The sequence below is a fragment of the Chitinophagales bacterium genome (assembly GCA_016787225.1).
In the GTDB taxonomy this organism is placed as follows: Bacteria; Bacteroidota; Bacteroidia; order Chitinophagales; family JADJOU01; genus CHPMRC01.
This window is the reverse complement of the sequence record JAEUUY010000022.1, coordinates 86135-110798: the sequence shown is the minus strand read 5'-3', so window position 1 is coordinate 110798 and position 24664 is coordinate 86135. Positions and strand designations below refer to the sequence as shown.

Below are 24664 nucleotides of genomic sequence, written 5' to 3'. Positions count from 1 at the left end.
TACTAGCAACTGACAACTTGAAACTAATTTCTATTCTTATCTGCCCATCCAAAAACATCCTGCAGTAAAGTGCCAATGCGTTGCGTAGGATTTTCTCTAATTTTAGCCTCCTCTTGTGCTACCATTAAGAAAATCCCGTCAGAAGCTTTTTGCGTGACATACTGAGACAAATTCGGATTAAGCTTTTGTACAAATGGAACTGCATTATATGCGTTCACGGCATCAGACCAATATTTTGTGGCATTTGTTTTTTGCAGATTGGATTGAATGATTGGTTCAAACTTCGCCATTAAAGCCTGTCCGCTTGTTCTCATAAGGTACTGAGTTGCTGCGTCTTTCTCACCAGTCAATATATTAATAGCATCAGTTATTGTCATTTGTTTAATAGCCTCTACGAAAATTGGCTTAGCCTCTACCACAGCGGCTTCTGCAGCTCGATTGACAGAAGTTATGACTTGATCGCAAACTGAATTCATTCCTAAAGAACGAAGTGTAGATTCGACCTTTCTTGCTTCGGGTGGAAACAATATCTTCACAGCGGCATTGGCTAAAAATCCGTCCACTCTTCCTAAATTATTTGCTGCTAATTCAGTTCCTACATTCAAGGCCTCCTTCAATCCATTAGCTGCTAAATCATTTGACATTGAGCCAGAACCAGATGCACCAATCAAACCTCCAATTGCCCCTACTACGTTATCTATAGGTGAACTTGAACCAGAGTTTACTGTAGCTGTACCATCATTAGTTGCTGGACTTCCGGTGTTGATGGTTGTAGATTTCGATCTAGTTGTCTTTTTCGATTTTTTCCGGGACTGGGCATCTGCACTGTTAATGAATAAGATGGCAACAACCATTAGCACTATTCGTAATTGAATCATAATAATGAACTTAAAAATAAAGAGATAAGAATTGATCTACTTGTTTACCATGTTATTTAACTTGTTCTCAATCTCAAATTCATCTCCCTCTACATAGGAATTGTGGGTATAAACGATTTTTCCATCCCCATTAACAATAAGAGTAAATGGAATTTGTTGAATTCCGAGTGAGCGCATCAAATCCTGGTTCATATCTAATAACACAGTAAAAGGCCAGTCTTCACCCGTGACATAGGTTTTAACCTTAGATTTTGCTCGGCTATCATCTGTAGAAACAGCTATTATTTCTGTGTTGAGTTTTTCCTTCCACTTAGGTGCCAAATCGACCATATTGCCCAATTCTTTTTTACATGGCACACACCATGTAGCCCAAAAGGATATTACATAGAACTTGCCAGGTTTAAGTATAGATTTAAAATCTAGCTTTTGTCCGTTTAAATCTTCTACCATGGCTGTAGGCAAATCCTTCCCTTCACCACCACCGGCTCTCACTTTAGAATGAAATATAAAACTAGATACAAGTAGAACAACTAAAATTTTTTTCATTTTTTGTTTTTATGTTTTACAAATTTAATTTAATCCGCTTAATTTTCTGATTAAATTTAACTTTGCCACAAAATTCAATAATAAGATAATGGAAAAGTCGCTTTGGTTTACTGTGCTCGTGTTGTTTAACAATTTTTTATATTCACAAGCTACCCTCACAGGGAATTTTCGCTTAAATGTAGATATGTATGTTAGAGATAGTGCCATAGCTGCTGTGGGACCAAATTATGAAGTAAACAAAAACTCTGCAAATGCTTGGTTTCAAATGATTTATAGCGATATTAATAAAGGTTTTGAAGGAGGTATTCGCTTTGATGGAAACTATAATTCTATTCTTCAAACTCCACCCATACCATTGTCATTTTATGGTATTGGTAACTGGTATCTCAAAAAGAAAATTGAAAATCTAGAGCTAACTGGTGGGTTTATTTATGAGCAATATGGAAGCGGTGTGGCTCTTCGAACATTTGAAGAACGAAACTTAGGTATAGATAATGCTATATTTGGTATTAGGGCTAAGTATTATTTCAACGATAAATTCATGCTAAGAGGTATAGCTGGAACTCAAAAGTACCGCATGGATTATTTTGGTTCCTTTGTGAAAGGTTTAAATTTTGAAGGAAATATTGAGTTAGGGAAAAATAGAAAAACCAATCTTAACTTTGGTGCAGCAGTTGTATCCAGAACCCTTATAGAAAAAGATAGAGAGATAATCAATAATACAATATCTACCTATCAATTAAGAGATACGAATCGGACAAGAGCCGCTGATTATTTTCAAGCACCATATAATACGTATGTTTTCAACTATTATCATACTCTTCAAATAGGTAAAATTACGTGGGGAACCGATTTGGCATATAAGACCAAAGACGCTGTATTCAATCAATTTATAAATACCTATCAATATAGAGATGGTTATTCCATAATGAACTCGCTCTCTTATAGTCAAAAAGGCTTAGGATTAACATTCCAAAATAGAATAGTCAATAATTTTCAATTTCAATCGACAGCCCAGGGCGCAGTTGCAGATTTTAACCTGAACAATAATCGAAGATTATCTTTTTTAGCACCCATCAATAGGCAAAATTCACTGAGATTACCGGCTAGATTCCAAATAGCACCGATAGAAATTAGTGAAGTAGCTTCATCGTTAGATATAACATATTCACCATCAAAGAAAACACATATAAATTTGAATATCAGTGTAATTGATTCTGCTTTAGTATTTAAAACGCCATATTACAAAGAGTTCTACTTAGATATCGAGCGAAAGAAATTTCTAAATGGTAAAATGGATTTACATGGAGGGTTTCAGTACGTTTTTTATAATCAACAAAAATATCTAGCAGGTAATGAACCTACGGATATACAATCCTATACTTTTTTTCTAGAGCCGACTTATAGAATCAATAGAAAGCATTCTCTTCGTTTCGAATTTCAATATCAGCATGCTGCTAAAGAGTTAGGGCAATCTTTATTTGCACTTATTGAATACAATGCCGCTCCGAACTGGTCAATCTCCGTATCAGACCTTTATAATTTTTCTCCAAATAAAAACTATGAAGTAGTCAAAGAATACCAACAACCACACCATTTTTATTCTATTTTCACCTCATACACTAAAGGAGCTACGAGATTTACCTTGTCCTATTCCAGACAGCTGGCAGGTATTATATGTACTGGTGGAGTATGCCGTTTTGAACCTGCATTCAGTGGTCTGAGAATGCAGATTACCTCTAGTTTTTAAGGTTGGCTTTTCTGTCGCGCTAACTCCAAATAATAACTTGCCTTCTTCTTGTCCCCAAGCAGATTGTAAGAAGTTGCTAGGTTTTGATAACCTGCAGGATCATTCGGTCGTAGTTGGATTACTTGCTCTAATATTGGGATTGTTTTTTGTGTTTGACCGGTCATTCCGTATGCTACAGCTAAATCTTCTAACCAATATCCATTTTCAGGGCTTAGTTTTACTGCCTTTTCCAAATATGGTATTGCTTCTGGGAGCCTATTCATGAATCGCCCATAGCAAATTCCCATAACAAAATTAGCATTTGCATCACTTGGATTTTGAGCAAGCGCCTGCTGTGCTAATGATACTGCCTCTTGGTAATTGCCCCCTTCTTTCGCCTCTAAAGCTAACTCACCAAGACTACTAACATTGCCACTAGTGAGGGATAGTGCTTCTTGTGTTCGACCAGATTTAGCATATATCTTACCAAGAGTTTCTCGAACTTCTTTATGAGTAGGACTCGCATTCAATGCTGCTCTTAGGTATACTTCTGCAGAGTCTTCTTGCTTCATATTGAGATGCAGTATACCTATATTATATAAGGCATCGAAGTAGTTCTGTCTTAATCCAAGACAGGTCCTGTAAATTGGTATTGCCTGAAGCGCATCTCTTGTTTTGGCATACAACGCATTTCCATATAATAACCATGCTTGACTATTCTCGGGATAAATTCTAATAGAATGCTCTAGCACCTTAATGCTCGAATCAATAAAGATTTTTGCTTTAACGCTATCTGATTTAATATAATCATTCGATTTCTCTAGGAGTGTCCCGCCGAAGGCTGTTGCTACTTTTGCACTATTATTGCTATTATAATAATCTGTACTAAACAACGTATAATTATTCTTCCAAGCGAAATTTCTAGAATAGGTCTTGATAAAGTATAACCCAAGAGTTACAACTAAAACAATTAACAGTAAAGCCCTCTGCTTAACCATTTTTAAAAAGACCCAAGCACAGATTATGGAAAACCCAAGTGAAGGTACGAATATAAATCGTTCATTCATAATAATGCCTACTGTAAATAGAGCATTTGATACAATTGAGAAAGTAATTATAAAAAACAATATCGCGAATACCAATTCATTTCTTTTCTTGTAATTATTCGCTAGCCAAAATAGAAGAGCTAATATGGATAACAATGAGATTAGCGCAATTGGGTCAGATAGTTTGCGATAAGGAATTTGATTAAAGTAATAATCATGAGTAAGCTTCGACGGGAAAACTAGTAATTTGAAGTATTCGTTGTAAGAAAACAATATTGTTCCCCATTTTTCTGATCCATTTGCTCGTACAAATGGATTATTCAGAATTTCCTCTGTATGGGCATTCAATGAAGCTTCTGTGCTTATAGCACGAAAAACCAGATAAGCAATCGTGGGTAAAATTACAACTGAATATGGTTTCATAAACTGAGTTGAAAAAATCGAGATTCTTTTTATAAAAGCTACCAATGGAATAACTGCTAAAAAGGTGATAGCATTTTCTTTACTCAATAATGCAAATAGGAAAGAGAAAAAAATTGCAATATATTCCCACCATCTGCCTCTAAAAATTATAAAGAAATAAATCAATGTCATAATACCAAATAGAAATCCATACAACTCATCTCTTCCTTTAATATTAGCAACTACTTCTGTATGAATAGGATGTAAAGTATAAAGCAAACTAGCAATAAACGGTAAATTAAGTAGTTTTGACCATTGCTCAAAAGCCTGATCTCTTCTAGTAGGAAAAAGCCAAGTTAGAAAAATATAAATAAGCATACATAGTATTGCATAAGAAATTATATTGATGATATGACTGATGGTAGGATTGCGTCCAAAAAACTCCCACTCTAGCGCAAAAGTAATAAAGGTAAGCGGTCGATAACGACCACCTGATATGAGTTGACTGCCTCGCTCACCAAAAAAACCTTCAAATGCATCACTAGTTAATATTCGTGCAAGGCTATCTGTGCCTGCCGTAACAAATTTATTGTCATAAATAACCATTTGATCATCGGAGGCGTATTCATGTCCAGCGGTATTGGAGTATGCTAGGATAGCTATAAAAAAAAGAATGCCCAATGGGACAATATGACTTTTTATTCTATCAAAATAGCTGTTAGATCGGGTATGAGTTTGATCCAAAGTTGCTTCTTGAACCTTTATCTCCTTTTTTGTTTTTGCCATATAGCTTTTGTTCACCTTTTTTATTTAACAAATGGATAGCTTTACAAATTTAACTAATTATTTAAATTGCAATTTAAAATTCCGATTAGAGACTATATTCTACATAAAAAAGTCATTGATTGAACACTAATCAAGACAAGTTTAAAAAAATGTGGAATAAATAATATTTTTGTTAATTTTTATTTATTTTTTACATTTTATTGTCTAAGCTAATTTGAATAAAACAATATTTGAGCTATCTTTGCAGAAAGGTATAAAATAAATTTACAAATACATTGTTTAGATAACGAACAAAGTAAGAAAAATTACAGTGTGTTATTATCTAACCACATTCTTGAAATAAATTAAAAAGAAGTTATGTTCAAAACGACAATACTCATTTTCAATATAGTGGTATTATTATTCTCTGTGCATCCCATGAATGCACAAGGCAAGGATTATAATGAAGAAGAAGTTCGAAAATTACTCGACAAGTATATCGAAAACCCTAAATTGTATTACGAAAAAATCAAAGCACTCAATGAAAGAGCAGACAAGGCTAATGAGAATACGATGAAGGTTTCAGAGGAATACTTATCTCTACTAGATAAGAAAGATAGTCTCATTAAAATCTATAAAAATAAAGCCACCATAGCTAGCCGTATGGCTCCTCAAAGCGCGCCAGCCAATCCTTCATCAACTGTAGTAAGTGCAGGTTCACCTGCAAAGCCAGCACAACAAACAACTACAATTGTTACTAAAGTTCAGGGGAAAACTGAGCATACACCTTTTAGGGTTCAACTCGCAGCTTATTTTAGAGAGGATTTTGAAAAATTCTTTGGTAGTTTTAATAAAACTCTAGGCATTCAAAAATTGAACAATAGAAATGTGATAGAGGTACAAGGCTTTAAAGATGAGGCGGAAGCTTTAGAGTTTTCACAAAAAATTCAGAAATTAGGCTTTCCAGGTGCATTTGTGACTAAATATGATGCAAATGGTGAAAGACAGGAAGGATATAAAACAGATAGTAAATTTTTAGCTTCAGAAACTCCGACTTCTACTGGCAGCAGTGCAGTGCCAGCAGCTCCAAAAACAAATAAAAATGTTCAATATCCAGACTATATACCAATAGGATATAAGGAGCACCTTAAAAAGAACTCTGATCCAGCAGTGGTTAAAGCTCCTGTAACTCCTACCACACCTGCAACTCCTCCCGCGAATACCCCAAAGGCAAAGAGTTCTGAGCCAGTTCAATTAAAGGCTCCAAATATTCAAAGAGATGCCATAATATCATCTACTCCACCAGCTAACTCACCTGCACCTACAACACAAAGACCAAAGGCAATAGCTAGTGCAGCTCCAGTAGCTAATCCTACAGAGTCTGCTACAAAGCCAGCAACTACCCCTCCTGCCACAAAATCAAATACGACGACACCCCCTCCTGTCAATAAAAATTCGAGAGATCAACTGGACGCAGCCTTTGATCAGTTATTCAAAAGATAGGATAATTTCAATAATCTTTTCTTAGTCTCTTCTATTCCTAAAAGTAGAATGGTATCAAATATTGATGGACCTTTCATGGTACCTGTCAGCAATATTCTCAAAACTGGTAAAATATTCCCTAGACCTAAATGATGACTTTCTATAAGTGACTTTGTCTCAGACTCAAGTACACTAGACGAATGAATTTCTGTCTTAGATAGAAAATCTAGATATGAAGATATAAATCCTTCTATCTCGGGCTTCCATTTCTTTTTCAAAGTATCAATATCATACTCTTCAATAGCCGAATACATATATTTTCCTACACTCACTAGTTGATATTTAAAATCTATTCTGTCACGAAAAAGCTCTACATATTTTGATACAAACTCTTTATTTACATTAGGATTTAGTGATTTTATATCTGTTTCACAAGCTGAAACCAACGCTTCATTAGAAAGATTACGTACATATTGTTGGTTGAACCATACTGCTTTTTCATAATTAAACTTAGCACCCGCTTTATGGACTCTATCTAAACTGAAATTTGCTATCAAAGCTGGCATATCAAAAAGTTCTCTTTCGCTTCCATCATTCCATCCTAGCATGGCAATAAAATTGACAAAGGCATCGCGCTCAAAACCTTTTTCACGAAAACCTTCTGTAATTTCCTTAGTGTCTGGATTGATAAAACGTGTACAAAATACAGGAAAGCCCAATCGGTCACCATCACGTTTACTCAACTTTCCTTTGCCGTCTGGTTTTAGGAACAATGGTAAATGGGCAAACTTTGGCTCTTCCCAACCAAAGGCCTTATATAATAAGATATGATGAGGGGTAGATGCTAACCATTCTTCCCCACGAATGACATGTGATATTTCCATAAGGTGGTCATCGACTACATTGGCAAGGTGATAAGTAGGCATGCCGTCCGACTTTAATAAAACTCTATCATCGAGTTGACTACTATCGAATCGCACTTTTTCACGAATCAAATCTTCAAACTCCACATGGTCTTCTGCATCTACTTTGAGTCTCACGACTTTTGGAGTTCCAGTTGCAATCAATCCAGCTACTTCATCTGCCGATAAGGATAAGGAATTTCGCATCTGACCTCTTGTCGAAAAATTATAAGCTGCAGAAATTCCGTTATTTTCCGTGGCTGTTTTTTCCCTCCAAACTTTTATTTCCTCCTCAGTATCGAAAGCATAATAGGCCTTGCCACTATTCACAAGCTGTTCAGCGTATTGGAGATACATAGGTTTGCGCTCTGACTGACGATAAGGAGCATGAGGACCACCTTGGGTTATGCCTTCGTCGGGGATAATGCCACACCAGTTGAGTGATTCGTTGATGACATCTTCTGAACCTGGTACCGTTCTTGCAGTATCTGTATCCTCTATCCGCAATAAGAAATCACCGCCGTGCTTTTTAGCAAACAAGTATGAGTACAAAGCTGTTCGTACGCCACCAATATGCAGCGGGCCTGTAGGAGATGGGGCAAATCTGGTTCGAACACGTGTCATGAATTATTGTTTGAAGCAAAGGTATTGTCTATTTAATATTTAATCATGGTAAAAAAAACAAAAGAGGCTGTCAAAAATTGACAGCCTCTCGGAATGAATCCAAAAAGAAAAACAAAATCAGAATTGAAACTTCTTAATGACGGTTTGTTTATCGATTTCTACATGAATAATATAAATACCGCTTGTTATGATAGCTTGATTCGATTCAAATCTATCTGAACCAACTTGAGAATCCAACAACAACTTACCTGACATATCGAAGATTTTGATGTGTTCCATTTTTGAAGGTGAACTTATCATCAATTTATCTCCATGCTTAGTTAGGTTAAAGTCGAGCAAATCAGAATACTCTATACTGCGTACCGCTGAAGAACCATCTGTATTTTTCAGCGTATTCTTGGTTGTATTGGTGATAATAGCAGGATTCGCATCAAAGTAAATATAAGCTGTATTCTTTATCTGCGTGCCGAGTGATAAGCCTGGTTTCAACTGCAAGGTATATTGAATATAGCCATGACTTCTATTCGGATCTACCGACTTCGGAGTAAGTTCGATATTATCAAAATACCAAGTCAGTTTGTTGTCCTTTCTCACTAGTCTATAGGCATGGCTAGCATCACCTATCATAAGCGAGTTGATATCAAACGATGCATCGATTTCATCATCTACCCGTACACGATAGGTTCTCCAGTTTCCTTCATTTTCAAATCGAATCAAATAACCTATCTCGTTCGTGGTAGGCGGAATGTTTCCATCGAGGCCTATTCCTTTAGGGTTTGGTGTTTTATCATTCGGATCCCAAGAAGCTACTACACTATCACATTCATAGGACGCATTATTGGTGGGCGCTATGTCTCCAGATACTGGCAGTATGATAGCGGTATCACATTTAATAGAACCGAGCGTGAAGCTCATTGGTGTTTTCATTACAACATAAATCGTACCACTCGCACCAGGTGCTAGACTACCCACACTGAATGTTATTTTATTGCCGATATGGGTCAAAGGACTAATCGTACTCGAAATCAAAGTCATGCCTGCAGGATATTTATACTCTACAATTCCATTTTCAGTAGTTGTACCAATATTCTGATAGGTAATATAGGTGTAGCGATGGGTATCTTTGATATATGGTATGCCGTAATGGGAAACTTTCAAGTTTTTGCCAGGAGCAGGAGAATTAACTACAGAGCAGAACGTATCCTTGCAGCCAGAAGCCGTACTTATATAGAGACAAACGGTTTTATTCCCAGCACGGGTGTAGGTATGACTCTTGGACTGACCTGTACCTGTAGTGCCATCGCCAAAGTTCCATGAATAGCTTGTACTTCCTCCACTTGTGGAATCTTTTATATTTGAATAGCCATAGAAGGTCTTGGTCGACGCTACAGCACTATCAGAGGTATAAAACCAAGCACGACAGCATTTAAAATTAGAATCAATAGCATAAATTGAATCTTTATAGACACAACCATTGACCACATCCGTAATAGTTACTTTATACCATCCTGTTCCTCGATTTGTCAAGAAACTAGCCGTAGAACCTGTGCTCCAGTTATATGAGTAATTTCCAGAACCACCCCAGGCGTAGGCATATACTTTTATATCATTAGATTGGCAGCTATCATACTTATACATATATCCACCGAAATTCTGACATGGATTACATGTGTCATCTGCCACTGTAATAAAAGCAGTATCGATGCATCCTAAAATACTATCTGTCACTCTCACCCAGTAACTCCCTGCACCTCTGTTACTCAGCGTATTTGTTATTGTACCTGTATTCCACAAATATTTGTATCTAGTATTACCAAGACTATCTTGAGGATATGCGGTCAAGCGAATATCATTTTTCTGACAAGAATCATTTTCGTATATCCATGCATTGAAATATTGGCAAGGAGAGCAAGTATCATCCGTGACGGTAATAAATAAGGTATCTATACAACCATAAACAGAATCAGTAATTTTAACCCAATAAGAACCAGCTCCCTTATTATAGATAGACTGTGTAGTGGCTCCTGTATTCCATAAATATTTAAATTTTTGACTTCCAGTCCATTTAATGGCTGTCAGGGTAACATCATTTTTCTGACAATAGTCGGATTCATTGATAATGCTGTTACTTTTGAAATTTATACAAGGATTGCAAGTGTCATCGACTACAGTTATTTGTAACGTATCCTTACAGCCATAAAGAATATCCGTGATAATGACAGTAAATGTACCATTCGTTCTATTCAAAAGATTTTGACTAGTAGCGCCTGTATTCCAGCTATAAGAATAGCTGCCAGATCCTCCCCAAACATTTGTGTATAGATTGACATCTCCTATTTGGCAAGAGTCTGCTTCGTATAATGAAGATTGCAAATTGGCACAATTAAAACTACCTGTATCTGTTACCGTCAGACAGAAGGTATCAATACAAACCCCTGAACTACTTGAATCAGTAGCAATCACACAGTATGATCCCGCGTTCCGGTTATTGATAACTGCTCCCCAGCCAAGGTGTGAATAGCTTGATGTAACCCAGCGATATACGGTCCATCCTGAACTACCAGTAACACTAGCGGTTAGTGTCACGTCTCCAAGGCTGGAGCCATCAGCTGTTTTAGAAGCGGTCACATTAAAACTACTACACTGTGCATTTACGTTTTTTGAGAAAAACAGCATATTCGTGCACAGAGCGAATAGCCATAAAACTTTTTGAATTGATTTCATTTTGAATAATTTAAATGGTTATTAATTGGTCTTTTTTAATATTTGTTCGAGACGTTTGATTTCTTCTAAATCAGACTTCCAGTTTTGAAAGAAATTAAAACAAAGTCTGATTACTATTTTGGTTTTTTCTATCATATTCTTGTTTTTTTATAATGCAAAGATGCGGCCTATTTTCGCACATAAAAACAAGAAATAAAGTCATTTGTTAGATTATGTAGGAATGCGCCTTGAGGCGCGTTCTTACTAAATAAATATTTTCTATTAGATTTGCGATAGTTTTAAAAATTCACATTGAAAAAAGACATTCATATCCCTACTCCTACAGGATTTCAGCTCGCTATCATCCCCCAACAGAATCAAGCCTGGGATCTCTACATCATAAATAAGAATGAGCATTCGCTTCAAAATATATTAATAGTGACCGAAGCCAGTGGCGAGGAGAAAATATCTTCTAAGCTCCGCTATTTCTTGGAATCCATTCCTCCTATTTCCTTTATAAAATTTGAAACGGTATATGGTGAAGTAGCTGCGCTTAGCAATCTTATTTCTGTGACCTATTATGTGGGGCTAGATATTTATGAAAAAGAATTTAGTTTCAGAGCTTCAGAATTAACCAAACCTAGTTTGATTCCGATTCTGGATATGGAAGGACATAGTTTAGAATAGAAATGCCTACTAGTCTAAAACTACGATTAGACCTAGCCTATGAAAACTATGCCCAGTCAAGTTTTATAGCCAATGATCCCATCTCGATTCCTCATAGTTTTTCCATGTTACAAGACATAGAGATAGCAGGATTTTTTGCTGCTATATTTTCATGGGGTCGAAGAGATATCATTATTTCAAAATCTAAGGAATTGATGGAACTCATGAAATATAATCCCTATGAGTTTGTGCGAAACTATTCTAATAAAGACTTTACAAGAATATCGAAATTCAAACACCGCACCTTCAACGCCTCTGATTTGGATTTTTACATACGGGCTTTTCAGAAACACTATGCGACATACCATTCATTAGAAGAAGCATTTGCTATAAAAAATAATGCATCTCATAAAACCATAGAATCACACCTGTCCCATTTCTATCTATATCTATCAGAATTAGTGCCGCATGAAAAGCGCAATTTAAAACATATTTCTACTCCCGTCAGTGGCGCTGCATGTAAACGCCTCTGTATGTATCTGAGATGGATGGTGAGAAAGGATGAAGTGGATTTTGGTCTATGGAAAACGATTAAACCTTCTCAATTGATTATGCCTCTTGACGTACATGTCATTCGACTAACCAATAATCTAAAGCTCATAGGTGAAGCTGACAAGCCTAACTGGAAAACGGCACTTAAGCTTACAGAGAAACTGAGAAAAATGGACAAAAACGACCCTGTTAAATATGATTTAGCTTTGTTTAGTATGGGTGTTCATAAATTTCAAGATGAATGAAATCTCTAACCCTTTTTCAATCCAAATCGGAATCGAGTACCTTTATTCACCTGACTATCTACCTGTATGGTATAGCCATGGGCTTCGATGATTTTTTTGACGATACTGAGTCCTAGACCAGAACCACCTTTGGCACGGCTGCGATTTGGATCTACTCGGTAAAATCGCTCAAAAATTCTCGGAAGGTGCTCTAATGTAATGCCTTCCCCATTATCAGCTACTTCTACCATGATATTGCTCTCTAAATCAAAAAAACGAATAGCAATTTTAGACTGCGGTGGACAATAAAAGATAGCATTCTCTATCAAATTATAGAGTACCTGATATATTTTTTGTTTATCCGCGTATACTTGATAAGAGATATGATTGAGATCCTTTACTTCTATAATCGTGCGTTTTTCTTTAGCCATTTCTTCTAAAGAATCCATAACAGTAAGCACTAATTCATATATATGGAATTTTTCTAAATTCAATATTAGCTCATTCGATTCTGCTTGAGAGATCATAGTCAGATCTTGCACGATATCTATCAATCGGTCTGAATTATTCGCTATTTTCTGAAGGTACTTCACTTCGGCAGGTTTCCCAGACTGGGCCTCCTCGAGCAGAATCTCTACAAATCCCTGAATAGAAGTTAGAGGTGTTTTCAGTTCATGCGAAACATTGCCTATAAACTCACGTCTAAATTTTTCATTTTCTTTGAGGACTTCTATTTCCGTCGTTTTTTCTTTTTGAAAAATTTCCACTTGGGTTCTTAAATTTTCAAACAACTCAGGGTCCTTGAGCGAAGGTTTATCTATTTTCCTACCTATACCTCCAATAGTTCTATAAAGAATTTTGACTTTTCGTAGAATGAAATACTCAATGAGAGCTAGAATTAAAAAATAAACTAACAAAGAAGCCAATAATGGAAGTATAAATAGATACTTTTGAAATGCACCGATAGCATAGTAGATGTAAACCATGCCCACCCACTGACTAAATAATACTGTCAGTGCTATAATAAGAGCTATTTTTCCTTGAGTGAGTCCATTCAAAACGCTACAAATTTATAGCCGATTCCTTTTATGGTCTTAAAATAATCATCGCCTATTTTTTCGCGTATTTTTCGAATATGTACATCGATGGTTCTATCTCCAATATAGACATCTTTCCCCCAAACGGTTTCCAGAATTTCCTCTCTTCGAAATACATGGTCTGGCTGAGACATAAGTAAGTATAGAAGTTCAAATTCCTTTTTAGGCAGCGTAATATCATTTCCAGAAATATGAACTATGAATCTGGATCTATCTATTTTGATATGTTTATACTCAATGACTTCTGGCTTGTCCTGCTTCAGACTTTTAAATTGGCGTAATTGTGATTTAATTTTGGAAATCAATAAATTGGACTTTATAGGTTTGACTAAATAATCATCTGCTCCCAACTCTAATCCTTCTATTTGACTTTCTGTATCTGAAATAGCAGAAAGCATCACAATTTTGGTTTTTTTGAGTGTATCTATTTTTCGCAATTCCCGACAGGCAGTTACTCCATCCATGACAGGCATCATCTTATCTAAAATAATAATATCGGGAGTATGCTTTTGAGCTAAGGTGATAGCATCTTGTCCGTTGACTCCAATTATGACTTTCGCACCTGCTTTGCTCAATACATGTTCTAGAAATTCCAGAATATCTTCCTCATCATCTACCAATAAGATTTTTGCGCCTTCTAGTTCCATCTTTTCAATTTTACCACAAAGGTAGATGAAGATTGTCGGTTTTTACAATCATTTAAGCTAGATTTTACAATAAGATAATATAGGAATCAGCTAAAAGTTGAAAGTGAAAAGTTTTAATATTTCCTTTCAACTTTTCTTTTAACTTTTCGCTTTCAACTTTACACTTTAAACTAATTCATTTGATACGAGATACTCTGCAATCTGCACAGCATTGGTAGCGGCTCCTTTTCGCAAGTTATCTGAAACAATCCATAGATTGATAGCATTATCTGCACTATCATCTTTACGGATTCTACCTACCCATACATAATCATTATCGTGGGCAGTAATAGGCATAGGATATTGCGCCTCACTGGGATTGTCTAAAAGCTTTATTCCATTAAAATTAACCAACGATGTTGCCACTTGTGCTAGGTCAATAGGATTTTTAAATTGTACATTGACAGACTCGCTATGTCCGCCCATAACTGGCACTCTGACAGTTGTAGTTGTTATTTTTAGATCAGGCAATCCCATAATTTTTTTTGTCTCATCCATTATTTTCTGTTCCTCTTTAGTATATCCATTCTCCAGAAATACATCGATTTGAGGAATCAAATTCATATCTATCTGATATTTGTATGCCATATCGCCTTGAACTCCTTTGCGCTCGTTTTGCATTTGAGCGACGGCTTTAACTCCTGTACCCGTAACAGATTGATAGGTACTCACTACCACTCTCCTCATGGGATTTATATCATTTAGGGGTTTAAGGGCTACCACCAGCTGTATGGTGGAGCAATTCGGATTCGCTACAATTTTATCTTCTTTGGTCAAAACTTCTGCATTAACCTCTGGAACGACTAATTTTTTATCTGGGTGCATGCGCCAAGCCGAACTGTTATCTATCACTGTCGTACCTACTTCGGCAAACTTAGGTGCCCACTCTAAGGAAGTAGATCCACCTGCAGAAAACAAGGCGATTTTCGGTTTCATGGCAATAGCATCCTGCATGGAAACTATTTTGTATTTCTTGGATTGGTACTCAATTTCCTTACCTACACTTCTCTCAGAGGCTACTGGTATCAATTCTGTAACAGGAAAATTTCTTTCTGCTAACACCTGAAGCATTTTTTGTCCTACTAAACCTGTGGCACCTACGACCGCAATACGCATACTTTTATACTATTAAATTATGAAAAACAAGTACAAATTTATATAAATTAAAAAAGTCTTGCCGATTGTATTATATTTGTACATAACCAAAACCCAATAATATATGAGCACTTTTGTTACCTCTCGCATAGCCAAGTATGTATTCGCGGCTGTTATGATTACATTTGGGATTCTGCACTTCAGATATGGTCAAGGCATGACTACGATGGTGCCGAGTTGGCTTCCAATGTCTCCTATCGTATGGGTTTATATTACTGGAGGCGCATTGATAGCCTATGGCGTGGCCGTTTTGATTAATCACAAATATCAAAAAATTGCAGGATATTTACTGGCAGTAATGTTTTTCTTATTTGTCATACTGGTTCATATGCCTTCAATGAATACGAACCCAATGGCACTGCCTCTTATGCTCAAAGATATTGCTATGGCTTTTGCAGCTATTTTTATAGCCAATAGTATGGATGAAGAAGACTAGTATGCAGGTAACTGCACAGCATTAATTTTCATAAAAGCTAGATTTAGCTTTGTGGTTTGGGTTTATTTGAGCCCGTCCCTGCACCGATTCCTGAATCTGGTCCAGGTTTAACACTTGTATCTGTTTTGGATACAACTCTAAATTTTGAAATTTCCTTTTTCATAATCTGTAGTTTTAAGGTTCAAGATTATGACGTCAATATTAGTACATTTGTTTAACAAAAAAGTAGTAGTTTGATTAAAAAATGTTGCAGTGTGGAAAAATGGATTTTTTGTGGAAAAAGGAGCAACTTTATACCTTGAGAAAGTTTTCAAACTCCTCCACCGTCATCACCTCTACTCCATAGTCCAAAGCCTTCTTTTCCTTCGAGCTTCCGCTTCCTTTTTCTTTCATGACGAGGATAGAAGTTTTCTTTGACAGGCTATTGCCTACCTCACCTCCTAGTGCTTCTATCTTTTTTTCCAATTCTGGATTTCGAAATCCAGTGAATACAATTTGTTTGCCGTAAAGTGCTCCTGAAGTATTGATTTCAGATCCCTTGAGATTGACTCCCAATAACTCCAGTTTGTGTAATAGGGCTAAATTATTTTCATTGTGAAAAAAATCATAAAGTGATTGTGCTAACTTGGGGCCAACATCATCTATCGCCACCCACTGTTCGATGGTATAGTTTTGAAAGTCGAACAGATAACTCACCTTCTTCGCCAGTGATTTTGCCATCGTATTTCCTACGCCGTCTATACCCATGGCTATTAGGAGTCGATACATTTCATTAGACTTCGACTCTTCGATTCCTTGCTTCAAATTATCCACCGACTTTTCCTTCCAACCATCCAGTTTTACTATTTCTTCATAATTCAATTCATAAATAGAAGGGATGTCTTTTATAAAACCTTGGTCCATAAATCGCTTGATAATATCCTTGCCCAATCCATTAATATTCATAGCATCCTTCGATGCAAAATAGATAATTTTTTCAAGATTCTGAGCGGGGCAATGAGCCGTATTGATGCACCTCCACGCCGCCTCTCCATCTCTCCGTATCAATTCAGATGAACAAGAGGGGCAGGTTTTGATATATTCAAAATCGGGTCGTTGTAGAGACGCATTGCAATGCGTCTCTACAACAACCGCAACGCGTGTTATTTGTGGTATAACATCTCCTGCTCGTTCGATATAGACAATATCCCCTATTCGGATATCCTTGGATCGGATATTATCCTCATTGTGCAGAGAAATACTTCTCACAGTCACTCCCCCGACACTTACTGGTTCTACCTTGGCGACAGGAGTCACAATCCCCGTGCGCCCCACTTGATATTCAATATTAAGAAGTTTGGTTGGTTTTTCTATAGCCTTAAATTTATAGGCAATCGCCCATTTCGGGTGGTGTGATGTCGATCCTAAATTCATTTGTTGTGAAATAGAATTGAGTTTAATGACCATGCCATCGATGTCATAGTCAAAATGAGCTCTTTTTTCTTCCCACTCATTACAGAAGGAAATAACTTCCTCTATAGTCTTGCATGATTTGCCGAGACCCTGGGCAGACTGAAATCCCAGCTTGCTCAATTGTTCGATGTTCAAAGCTTGTGACTGCTCTAAACTTCCATTGCCAGCTTCGGGACTCACAAAACCTACATTATAAATAAACGCTTCTAAATTCCTATTCTTAACCTCAGCATTGTCTTTCATTCGCAGTGAGCCACTAGCTGTATTCCTTGTATTTTGAAATGTAGCGAGCCCTTGTGCCTCTCTCGCTTCATTCATTTTCTCAAAAACAGATTTGTTGATAACGACCTCACCTCTTAGCTCCACTGTATCATATCCCAATTTTTTAAAATCTACCACTTGCAAAATATGTTTGACCATACGAGCATTTGCAGTAATATCTTCGCCTCGGGTACCATCTCCTCTAGTAGCAGCCCTTACTAGTTTGTTGTTTTGATACAAAAGTGCAATACTACTACCATCAAATTTAGGTTCTACATAGTATTCATAACTAGCTTTGCCTAATTCTTTCTTAATGGAATCATCAAAATCTTTCAAGTCTTCCGCATCGTATGAATTAGACAAAGAAAGCATAGGCACTGAGTGTGCCACCGTTTCAAAACTAGCTTGAGCACCTTTGGCTACCTGTTTTGTCGGAGAGTTTTTGCTATCTATTTCAGGATGTTCTTCTTCAAATTTTTCAATTTTCTTAAACAAAATATCATAGTCATAGTCTGATATAACTTGCTCGGCATCGATATAGTATTTGTGATTGAGATATTCGAGCGCTTTACAGAAATTAGTGTAGTTTGTTGAACTAATTTCTAAATTCAAAAAATTTAAAATATCAACTAACAACATATTATTTTGTGTAATCTTCCTTTAAGTTACGAAATCGATCAACTATGTCAAGAAAATATGGATTATTATACTTCACAATCAGAGACACCGGATAGGAAACACCATCACTATCTATCAATTCTTCAGAAATTTTTACTAGACTTTTGTCGGAATTATAATCTATAAACCAATGGTCGAATTTTAATTTTCTGGCTAACTGTCGATTATCTGATGAATCACAAATATAAATGGTTACTGAGTGATCGAATTTTAAATAGAAATTTGCTAATATTGATGCAATTGTTTCCCCTGTTCTTTTATCCAGTGGAATTAGGACTTTATCGTCTAAATGCTTAGATTCGATTATAAATTCATAAATAAATGAAGCATATGGTAATGATTCATCTCCTAAAAAGTAAGGAGAAGATTTGAAATAGATTGAATATTCAACTTGATTTTTTGTTACGAAGACAAAGGTTAAATGCTCTACTTCATAATACTGGTACATTAGTAGTCTTTTCTTGTTTCAGATTTTCGATGACAATCTTGTATTCAGCAGACCCAACTAGCCTTGCATAATCTTTATTATGCTTCTCGCGTTCATGCTTCCATCTCTTAATAATATCGGCAAGTGTCACTTTTTTCTTCTTCATATTACATGCAAAAATAGAAAAAAACTTGTAAATTATCAAATCTTCTCGTCTTCTTCCTTTATCTTCTTAAATAAATCATCTATTTTCTCTACATAATCCAGTCGTTCATCAAGATGGAAAATAATATCCGGTATCACTCTCAAATCATTGCGCATTCTATTGCCTAGAATTTTTCTAATTTCTGCTTTATGGTTATTGAGATTATTTATTATTTCCTGCTTTTTATCACTGGCTAGAATACTGATATTAATTCGCGCGATTCCTAAATCTGAAGAAACATTGACGAAGGTCAAAGTGGCAAAAGTGCCCATTAGATAGGACTTAATATCGTTCATGAGCATTTTACTAAATTCTTCTTGTAATAATTGAGCAATTCTTTGCTGTCTTCTGGAGTCCATTTTTTGGTATATTTTGACATTCAAAATTAGCTATTTGGCTACATTTGTATTTATATAATTCGTTAAATATGCAAAATATAAATACTATCGCATTAGTAAAATTAGACAAGACCGAAGTCCTTAACAATTTGGATAATCAACTTAAGAATATCAAAGACGCTAAAAGGTTTGAAGAATTTAAAGCTGAATTTAAGAAGTTTCAAGAGATTAAGAATGAATTTGGATTGCAATATCAACTCAATCAATTTCGATTCTTTGGAGATACCACACAGACTGAGTTAAAATCGAACTATGAGTTTTATACTCAAACTTATCCAGAAATTATTGTTCGCGATAGTCAATTGAAAAAAATAATTTCCGATAGCCCATTTATGGATGAAATTAAGACAGAATTTGGCGATAATTCATATTACGATATTAAAAATTCCTCATATGAAATAAACGAGAAAGCTAGAGAGCTGATGCAAAAGGAAAGTACTCTAGAAAGAGAGCTCGTGGAGTTTAAATCTCAGTCAAAAGTAAAGTGGGAAGACGGAGAAATACCTGTCAGTAAGCTATATAACTATGTGAAAGATGCGGATAGACAGAAGAGAAAAAAAGCATTTGATGCCTTAGCAACGTATCATACGAAAAATAAAGTCTTCTTCTATACAAAACTCATCGACCTTATTAAAATTAGAAATGCTTATGCTAAAGAATTGGGCTATGATTCGTATGTGGAATTTTCTTTGATAAAATGGAATCGTATAGGCTATGATTACAAGGATTTGAAAAAATATAGAGATGCCGTCGTCGAAAATTTTAAAGAAGTATATCAACAAATTTTCGCATTCAAGAAGAAAAATTTACATCTTGAGAACATAACATATTATGACAACAATTTCTTTAACGATGGGTTTCCTCAGTTGGAAGAAAAAAAAGAAGATGTAACGATCGATAAACTTAAACAAGTTTTAGGAGGATTGTCACAAGACTGGCTCCAAATATACCAATCTATGCTCGACGCGAATAGCATTGACTATATGGATAGACCCAATAAAGTTAATATGGGCTATGCTACCTATGTCAGTGAAATTGACACACCATTAATTTATTCGCAGTTTCAGAATAATGATACTGATGTTAGAGTATTGACACATGAGTTTGGGCATACCTTACAATTTGTGCTTTCCTATTTTAATAATCCAAATAAATATTTCATTGAAGGAACCCTTGACACTGTTGAAATTTTTTCCCATTCAATGGAAATGCTCTGCTTAAAAGATGCGGAACTTTACTTTGGAAATGATGCCGAAAAGTATTGTATCCTCAACTATTCAGGACACTTGATACAAGCTATGACCTGCGCATTGGGGGATGAATTTCAAGAAACCATCTATAAATTAGATGACCTATCTATGGAGTCTATTCAAGCTGTTTATAGAAATTTACAAGAAAAATATACCGGCAATTACTTTGATAGTTCGGAAAATGACTACTTTATCAATGGTGATAAATGGATGGAAACTGACCATTATTTTGGCAGTCCTTTTTACCTCATTGATTATTCTTTGGCCATAATCAATGCACTGAATATCTACAAAATTTTCAAAGAAAAACCGAAACGCGGAATAGAAATATGGGAAACATTAGCGAAAAACTTAGCTAATCTCAACTATAAAAATATAACAAAATTAGTTCCAGAGCTTAGGTCTCCTTTCGATTCCAACTATATCGAAGAAACCGCAATTTTTGCGAAAAATGAGTTTGTAAAATTACTATCTAGTTATCAAGCAGCTCAGCCCGCTTCTTGATAACCACTATTTTGGTTAAAATTGCGTTCTGCCATTTCCTTGGTCACTACAATTTTTTCTAGATTGCTATTCGGGCTATCATACATCACGTCGGTCATAATAGCTTCACATATTGAACGCAAGCCTCGTGCACCGAGTTCGTATTCCATAGCTCTATCAAGGATAAACTCCAATGCCTCTTGACTAAACTCCAACTTTTTGCCATCGAGTTTTAAGAGAGCAATATACTGTTTAATCAATGAATTTTTGGGCTCTAACAATATCTTTTGCAGTGCTTTTCTATCCAATGGATTGAGGTGAACCACCACAGGCAGTCTACCTAATAGTTCAGGTATGATGCCAAATTTTTTAATGTCAAGGGCATTCACCTGTTTGAGTAAATTTTCTTTTTGAATTTCACTCTCTATTTCTTTGGTTTTTTTAAAACCGACCGAAGACTTATTTACTCGCTGCGCTATAATTCGCTCCAGTCCTTCAAAAGCACCTCCACAGATAAATAAAATATTTTTAGTATCTACTTTTATCATAGGTTGCTCAGGGTGTTTTCTACCACCCTGCGGTGGCACTAAAATCTCAGAACCTTCTAATAATTTCAATAACCCCTGCTGAACACCCTCGCCTGCTACATCTCTCGTTATGGAAGGATTCTCTCCCTTACGAGCTATCTTATCAATCTCATCAATAAAGACAATTCCCTTCTGAGCGGAATCAATATTATAATTACAATTCTGTAATAATCTCGTAATGACACTCTCAATATCTTCACCTACATATCCACTCTGGGTAAAGGCTGTAGCGTCCGCAATGGCGAAAGGAACATTTAATAGTTTTGCGACTGTTTTAGCTAACAAGGTCTTTCCTGTACCGGTATTGCCTACTAGTAAAATATTAGATTTTTCAATCTCTACATCTTCTGTATTATTTGGTTTGGCAATACGTTTATAATGATTGTAGATAGCCACTGAGATTACCTTCTTAGCAAAATCCTGACCTATGATGTATTCATTCAGATAAGCTACAATATCACTTGGCTTTTTGTCAAAACTAAATTCAGTAGGAGAGCTAGACTTCGAAGAATTTTCTTCTCGACGTGTATCTTCCACAATTTTAGCTGCCATTACAGCACAATTATCACAGATTTGTGCCTCTAATCCATTAATAAGGAATGAAACCTTATTGCTAGGATTTCCACAAAAACTACAATACTCAGATGCTTTTTTCTTAGCCAACCTAATATTTTTTAATTCTTAATTTTAAATTTTGGATAAAGCAGATAGTAATAACTTTTTATTCTTTCCATTTATATAACTTTATTTTTTGCGCTCCAAGACTTCATCTATCATACCATAGGCTTTCGCTTCATGCGCCGTCATCCAATAGTCTCGATCACTGTCTGCAGCTATCTTGTCAACTGTTTGCCCTGAATGATTTCCTATAATAGTATAGAGTTCATTTTTCAGTTTATTCATTTCAATCACCGTATTCTCAATATCACTTGCCATACCACCAGCACCTCCGAGCGGCTGATGTATCATCACTCTGGCATGAGGAAGTGCTGTGCGCTTACCTTTCTTACCAGCACACATGAGCACCGCAGCCATAGAAGCCGCCAAGCCCGTGCAAATAGTAGCTACATCAGGATTGATATATTGCATAGTATCATACATGCCTAGTCCTGCATAAACGGAGCCACCAGGGCTATTGATATAAATCTGAATATCACTCTTAGCATCTGTGGATTCTAAGAAAAGCAATTGTGCTTGGATAATATTCGCCACATCATCGTAAATAGGAACACCGAGAAATATGATTCTATCCATCATAAGACGCGAAAATACGTCCATAGCGACTGCATTCATTCGGCGTTCTTCTATAATATTGGGGGTAAGATAGGATGAAGGCTGACCGTGCATCCAAATAAAATCATTGACTAGCTTGTCATTCAATCTATGATGTTTAGTTGCGTATTTTACAAATTCATTTCCTAAGTGATCCATCGAGTTAATTAATAATTAATAGTGAATAATAATTCCTTTACGAACTATTTAGCTCACACGTTTATAAATTGATAAACAAATTTACAAGAAAAAAGCCTTTAGTAGATTAAAATAATCTAAAAGCTAATCAGAGACTAATGATTATGCGCACAATTTTCGTCGTGAACATGACCTTCTTCTCCATGTGCAGGATTATTGGCATTGCGCTTTTCATTACGCTTCTTACTCTCTGCTATAAACTCTTCTTCAGTAAATATTACAGACTTTGTTTTAACCTGAGCACTCATGCCATCTAGCACTTTTGTGTCGAGCAGCTGCTCATAGGTTTTGCGAACATTCTTCTGGTCTTTCATGGCCTCATCTGCGAATTTGTCTAACTGCTCCGCAGGTGGATTATAGCCAGACTGCAAGAAATACTGCACATAACGTGCTTTATATTCATTTTTGATTTCCTCTATTTCTACCTTTACAGAATTTTCTATAGCGAACTTTGCCGAAATTAAATCCCACTTTATAGACTTTTCAATATTCGCAAATTCTTTCTCTACGACCTCCAGACTCATTTTATTCTCTTCCTCAGAAGCTATCCATTTTTTTAAAAAAGCTACAGGAAGTTCCATTTTCGTATTTTCCAAAGCATATTCATAGACATCGTTTCTCAAGAAATTTTTTGAAAGCTCGTCGTATTGCTTTTTGATATCCTCTTCTAGGCTCTGTTTCAAGTCTTCCATGGTAGTTTTAGACTCATCTCTAGTCACCTGGGCTATCTGCTCTGGAGTTAGGGTCTCCGGAGTGACACGCTTCTTCACATTGGTTATTTCAAACGTCATAGACTTGGCTACTTGCGCCTCTACTTCTTCCGATGCCTCCTGTATATGAAGTATATATCGCTTTACATCCAATTTTTCATTATTGAACAGCTCCATAGCCAGTCCATCTATCTTATCTCCCATTTTCTTAGTAACGAAAGATTTAAGACCCATTTCGGTCAATTCATCCGTAGAGCAAAAAGATTCGCCTTTTATATCAGCTCCATTATCAAAGTTGAAATAAATAGTATCGCCATCAGCTATTGGATCAGCGCTGTCTTCCAACTTTGTGAAATGCTTCATGACATTTTCAATCTCCTTGTCCACCATCTCTTTGGTGACATTGATTTCATATTTCGAAAAAGAACCATCTAATGCGATCGTATAACTCGGCTCAAATCCGATTTCAAAATTTAAAACATAAGACTTATCCTCATTAGGTTTGATGTCTAATGTCTCTTGATTTTCAGCTAACATAGGTCTGCCTAGCAATCGAATATTGTTTTCTTTGATAAAATTCTGAAGTGCTGTATCTGCTAAATGATTTAACTCATCCGCTAGAATGGACTCCCCATACATTTTGCGAATCATTCCAGCCGGAGCTGCACCTTTACGAAATCCTTTGATATTGGCTTCTTTGGAGTATTTCTTTAATTTTTTCTCAAAGCCGTCCAGATAATCCTCTTTCGTCAATTCGATTTTGAGTATATCGTTTTGAGCTGCCTTTGTTTCTCGTGTTACGTTCATAATTTTGATATTATATTCTCTAAAATTAAAGAGACGTAGCTGG

General features: G+C 36.0%; 20 protein-coding genes. 6 read left to right on the top strand and 14 right to left on the bottom strand.

Translation table 11 applies throughout. The features are described from left to right. Positions 1 to 23 precede the first annotated feature (23 nt). Both JNL75_08315 and JNL75_08310 read right to left on the bottom strand, forming a co-directional pair. Positions 24 to 878 (bottom strand): DUF4197 domain-containing protein, encoded by an 855-nt coding sequence (locus JNL75_08315; protein MBL7789812.1) that lies wholly within the window; start codon positions 876 to 878, stop codon positions 24 to 26. 36 nt (positions 879 to 914) lie between these two features. Further along, the gene (locus JNL75_08310) at positions 915 to 1424 is read right to left on the bottom strand and encodes a TlpA family protein disulfide reductase (protein MBL7789811.1); all 510 of its coding nucleotides are present in this window, start codon (positions 1422 to 1424) and stop codon (positions 915 to 917) included. Positions 1425 to 1512: 88 nt separating this feature from the next. Here JNL75_08310 and JNL75_08305 point away from each other — a divergent pair, with 88 nt between their 5' ends. Next, complete coding sequence (locus JNL75_08305; GenBank protein ID MBL7789810.1) at positions 1513 to 3174, top strand: hypothetical protein; 1662 nt, start codon at positions 1513 to 1515, stop codon at positions 3172 to 3174. On the opposite strand, the gene JNL75_08300 is transcribed toward JNL75_08305, so the two are convergent. Then, positions 3171 to 5387, bottom strand: coding sequence for a tetratricopeptide repeat protein (locus JNL75_08300; protein ID MBL7789809.1), 2217 nt, complete (start codon positions 5385 to 5387; stop codon positions 3171 to 3173). The two genes, JNL75_08305 and JNL75_08300, sit on opposite strands and share 4 nt — an antisense overlap. A gap of 357 nt (positions 5388 to 5744) precedes the next feature. Between JNL75_08300 and JNL75_08295 the strand changes: the two genes are divergently transcribed. Next, a complete protein-coding gene (locus JNL75_08295) occupies positions 5745 to 6869 on the top strand; it encodes a hypothetical protein (GenBank protein MBL7789808.1) in 1125 nt (374 codons plus the stop codon). On the opposite strand, the gene JNL75_08290 is transcribed toward JNL75_08295, so the two are convergent. Next, on the bottom strand, positions 6851 to 8374 hold the full coding sequence (locus JNL75_08290; GenBank protein ID MBL7789807.1) for a glutamate--tRNA ligase: 1524 nt from the start codon (positions 8372 to 8374) through the stop codon (positions 6851 to 6853). The genes JNL75_08295 and JNL75_08290 overlap by 19 nt on opposite strands. A gap of 117 nt (positions 8375 to 8491) precedes the next feature. Then, entirely contained in the window at positions 8492 to 11098 is a 2607-nt protein-coding gene (locus JNL75_08285; GenBank protein ID MBL7789806.1) for a T9SS type A sorting domain-containing protein, read from the bottom strand. Between the two features lie 291 nt (positions 11099 to 11389). On the opposite strand from JNL75_08285, the gene JNL75_08280 reads away from it, so the two are divergent. Together JNL75_08280 and JNL75_08275 are read left to right on the top strand one after the other, a co-directional pair. Then, a complete protein-coding gene (locus JNL75_08280) occupies positions 11390 to 11764 on the top strand; it encodes a hypothetical protein (GenBank protein ID MBL7789805.1) in 375 nt (124 codons plus the stop codon). A 2-nt stretch (positions 11765 to 11766) separates the two neighbouring features. Continuing rightward, a complete protein-coding gene (locus JNL75_08275; GenBank protein MBL7789804.1) occupies positions 11767 to 12540 on the top strand; it encodes a TIGR02757 family protein in 774 nt (257 codons plus the stop codon). A gap of 5 nt (positions 12541 to 12545) precedes the next feature. On the opposite strand, the gene JNL75_08270 is transcribed toward JNL75_08275, so the two are convergent. The 3 genes from JNL75_08270 to JNL75_08260 form a co-directional block, all read right to left on the bottom strand. Continuing rightward, a complete protein-coding gene (locus JNL75_08270; GenBank protein ID MBL7789803.1) occupies positions 12546 to 13577 on the bottom strand; it encodes a GHKL domain-containing protein in 1032 nt (343 codons plus the stop codon). Further along, entirely contained in the window at positions 13574 to 14263 is a 690-nt protein-coding gene (locus JNL75_08265; GenBank protein ID MBL7789802.1) for a response regulator transcription factor, read from the bottom strand. The genes JNL75_08270 and JNL75_08265 overlap by 4 nt, the downstream gene beginning before the upstream one ends. A gap of 165 nt (positions 14264 to 14428) precedes the next feature. Then, positions 14429 to 15418, bottom strand: coding sequence for an aspartate-semialdehyde dehydrogenase (locus JNL75_08260; GenBank protein MBL7789801.1), 990 nt, complete (start codon positions 15416 to 15418; stop codon positions 14429 to 14431). 103 nt (positions 15419 to 15521) lie between these two features. Here JNL75_08260 and JNL75_08255 point away from each other — a divergent pair, with 103 nt between their 5' ends. Then, on the top strand, positions 15522 to 15893 hold the full coding sequence (locus JNL75_08255; protein ID MBL7789800.1) for a hypothetical protein: 372 nt from the start codon (positions 15522 to 15524) through the stop codon (positions 15891 to 15893). A gap of 291 nt (positions 15894 to 16184) precedes the next feature. On the opposite strand, the gene ligA is transcribed toward JNL75_08255, so the two are convergent. The 3 genes from ligA to rbfA form a co-directional block, all read right to left on the bottom strand. Continuing rightward, a complete protein-coding gene (gene ligA, locus JNL75_08250; protein MBL7789799.1) occupies positions 16185 to 18218 on the bottom strand; it encodes an NAD-dependent DNA ligase LigA in 2034 nt (677 codons plus the stop codon). 28 nt (positions 18219 to 18246) lie between these two features. Further along, positions 18247 to 18732 (bottom strand): hypothetical protein, encoded by a 486-nt coding sequence (locus tag JNL75_08245; protein ID MBL7789798.1) that lies wholly within the window; start codon positions 18730 to 18732, stop codon positions 18247 to 18249. Between the two features lie 180 nt (positions 18733 to 18912). Next, the gene (gene rbfA, locus JNL75_08240) at positions 18913 to 19275 is read right to left on the bottom strand and encodes a 30S ribosome-binding factor RbfA (GenBank protein ID MBL7789797.1); all 363 of its coding nucleotides are present in this window, start codon (positions 19273 to 19275) and stop codon (positions 18913 to 18915) included. Between the two features lie 68 nt (positions 19276 to 19343). On the opposite strand from rbfA, the gene JNL75_08235 reads away from it, so the two are divergent. Continuing rightward, the gene (locus tag JNL75_08235; GenBank protein MBL7789796.1) at positions 19344 to 21068 is read left to right on the top strand and encodes a hypothetical protein; all 1725 of its coding nucleotides are present in this window, start codon (positions 19344 to 19346) and stop codon (positions 21066 to 21068) included. Here JNL75_08235 and clpX read toward each other — a convergent pair. The 3 genes from clpX to JNL75_08220 all read right to left on the bottom strand — a co-directional run bounded on the left by clpX (position 21053) and on the right by JNL75_08220 (position 24621). Beyond that, on the bottom strand, positions 21053 to 22303 hold the full coding sequence (gene clpX, locus JNL75_08230; protein ID MBL7789795.1) for an ATP-dependent Clp protease ATP-binding subunit ClpX: 1251 nt from the start codon (positions 22301 to 22303) through the stop codon (positions 21053 to 21055). The genes JNL75_08235 and clpX overlap by 16 nt on opposite strands. 75 nt (positions 22304 to 22378) lie before the next feature. Then, a complete protein-coding gene (locus tag JNL75_08225; protein MBL7789794.1) occupies positions 22379 to 23065 on the bottom strand; it encodes an ATP-dependent Clp protease proteolytic subunit in 687 nt (228 codons plus the stop codon). 134 nt (positions 23066 to 23199) lie between these two features. Beyond that, positions 23200 to 24621, bottom strand: a complete 1422-nt coding sequence (locus JNL75_08220) for a hypothetical protein (GenBank protein ID MBL7789793.1) — start codon at positions 24619 to 24621, stop codon at positions 23200 to 23202. Positions 24622 to 24664: the final 43 nt, after the last annotated feature.

What these genes read in the sequence shown, in the direction of transcription:
- JNL75_08315 (MBL7789812.1), bottom strand. Translation starts at nt 878, where the DNA reads ATGATTCAATTACGAATAGTGCTAATGGTTGTTGCCATCTTATTCATT.
- JNL75_08285 (MBL7789806.1), bottom strand. Translation starts at nt 11,098, where the DNA reads ATGAAATCAATTCAAAAAGTTTTATGGCTATTCGCTCTGTGCACGAAT.
- JNL75_08295 (MBL7789808.1), top strand. Translation starts at nt 5,745, where the DNA reads ATGTTCAAAACGACAATACTCATTTTCAATATAGTGGTATTATTATTC.
- JNL75_08305 (MBL7789810.1), top strand. Translation starts at nt 1,513, where the DNA reads ATGGAAAAGTCGCTTTGGTTTACTGTGCTCGTGTTGTTTAACAATTTT.
- JNL75_08245 (MBL7789798.1), bottom strand. Translation starts at nt 18,732, where the DNA reads ATGTACCAGTATTATGAAGTAGAGCATTTAACCTTTGTCTTCGTAACA.
- JNL75_08310 (MBL7789811.1), bottom strand. Translation starts at nt 1,424, where the DNA reads ATGAAAAAAATTTTAGTTGTTCTACTTGTATCTAGTTTTATATTTCAT.
- JNL75_08225 (MBL7789794.1), bottom strand. Translation starts at nt 23,065, where the DNA reads ATGGATCACTTAGGAAATGAATTTGTAAAATACGCAACTAAACATCAT.
- JNL75_08290 (MBL7789807.1), bottom strand. Translation starts at nt 8,374, where the DNA reads ATGACACGTGTTCGAACCAGATTTGCCCCATCTCCTACAGGCCCGCTG.
- JNL75_08255 (MBL7789800.1), top strand. Translation starts at nt 15,522, where the DNA reads ATGAGCACTTTTGTTACCTCTCGCATAGCCAAGTATGTATTCGCGGCT.
- rbfA (MBL7789797.1), bottom strand. Translation starts at nt 19,275, where the DNA reads ATGGACTCCAGAAGACAGCAAAGAATTGCTCAATTATTACAAGAAGAA.
- JNL75_08235 (MBL7789796.1), top strand. Translation starts at nt 19,344, where the DNA reads ATGCAAAATATAAATACTATCGCATTAGTAAAATTAGACAAGACCGAA.
- JNL75_08265 (MBL7789802.1), bottom strand. Translation starts at nt 14,263, where the DNA reads ATGGAACTAGAAGGCGCAAAAATCTTATTGGTAGATGATGAGGAAGAT.
- JNL75_08260 (MBL7789801.1), bottom strand. Translation starts at nt 15,418, where the DNA reads ATGCGTATTGCGGTCGTAGGTGCCACAGGTTTAGTAGGACAAAAAATG.
- JNL75_08275 (MBL7789804.1), top strand. Translation starts at nt 11,767, where the DNA reads ATGCCTACTAGTCTAAAACTACGATTAGACCTAGCCTATGAAAACTAT.
- JNL75_08300 (MBL7789809.1), bottom strand. Translation starts at nt 5,387, where the DNA reads ATGGCAAAAACAAAAAAGGAGATAAAGGTTCAAGAAGCAACTTTGGAT.
- JNL75_08220 (MBL7789793.1), bottom strand. Translation starts at nt 24,621, where the DNA reads ATGAACGTAACACGAGAAACAAAGGCAGCTCAAAACGATATACTCAAA.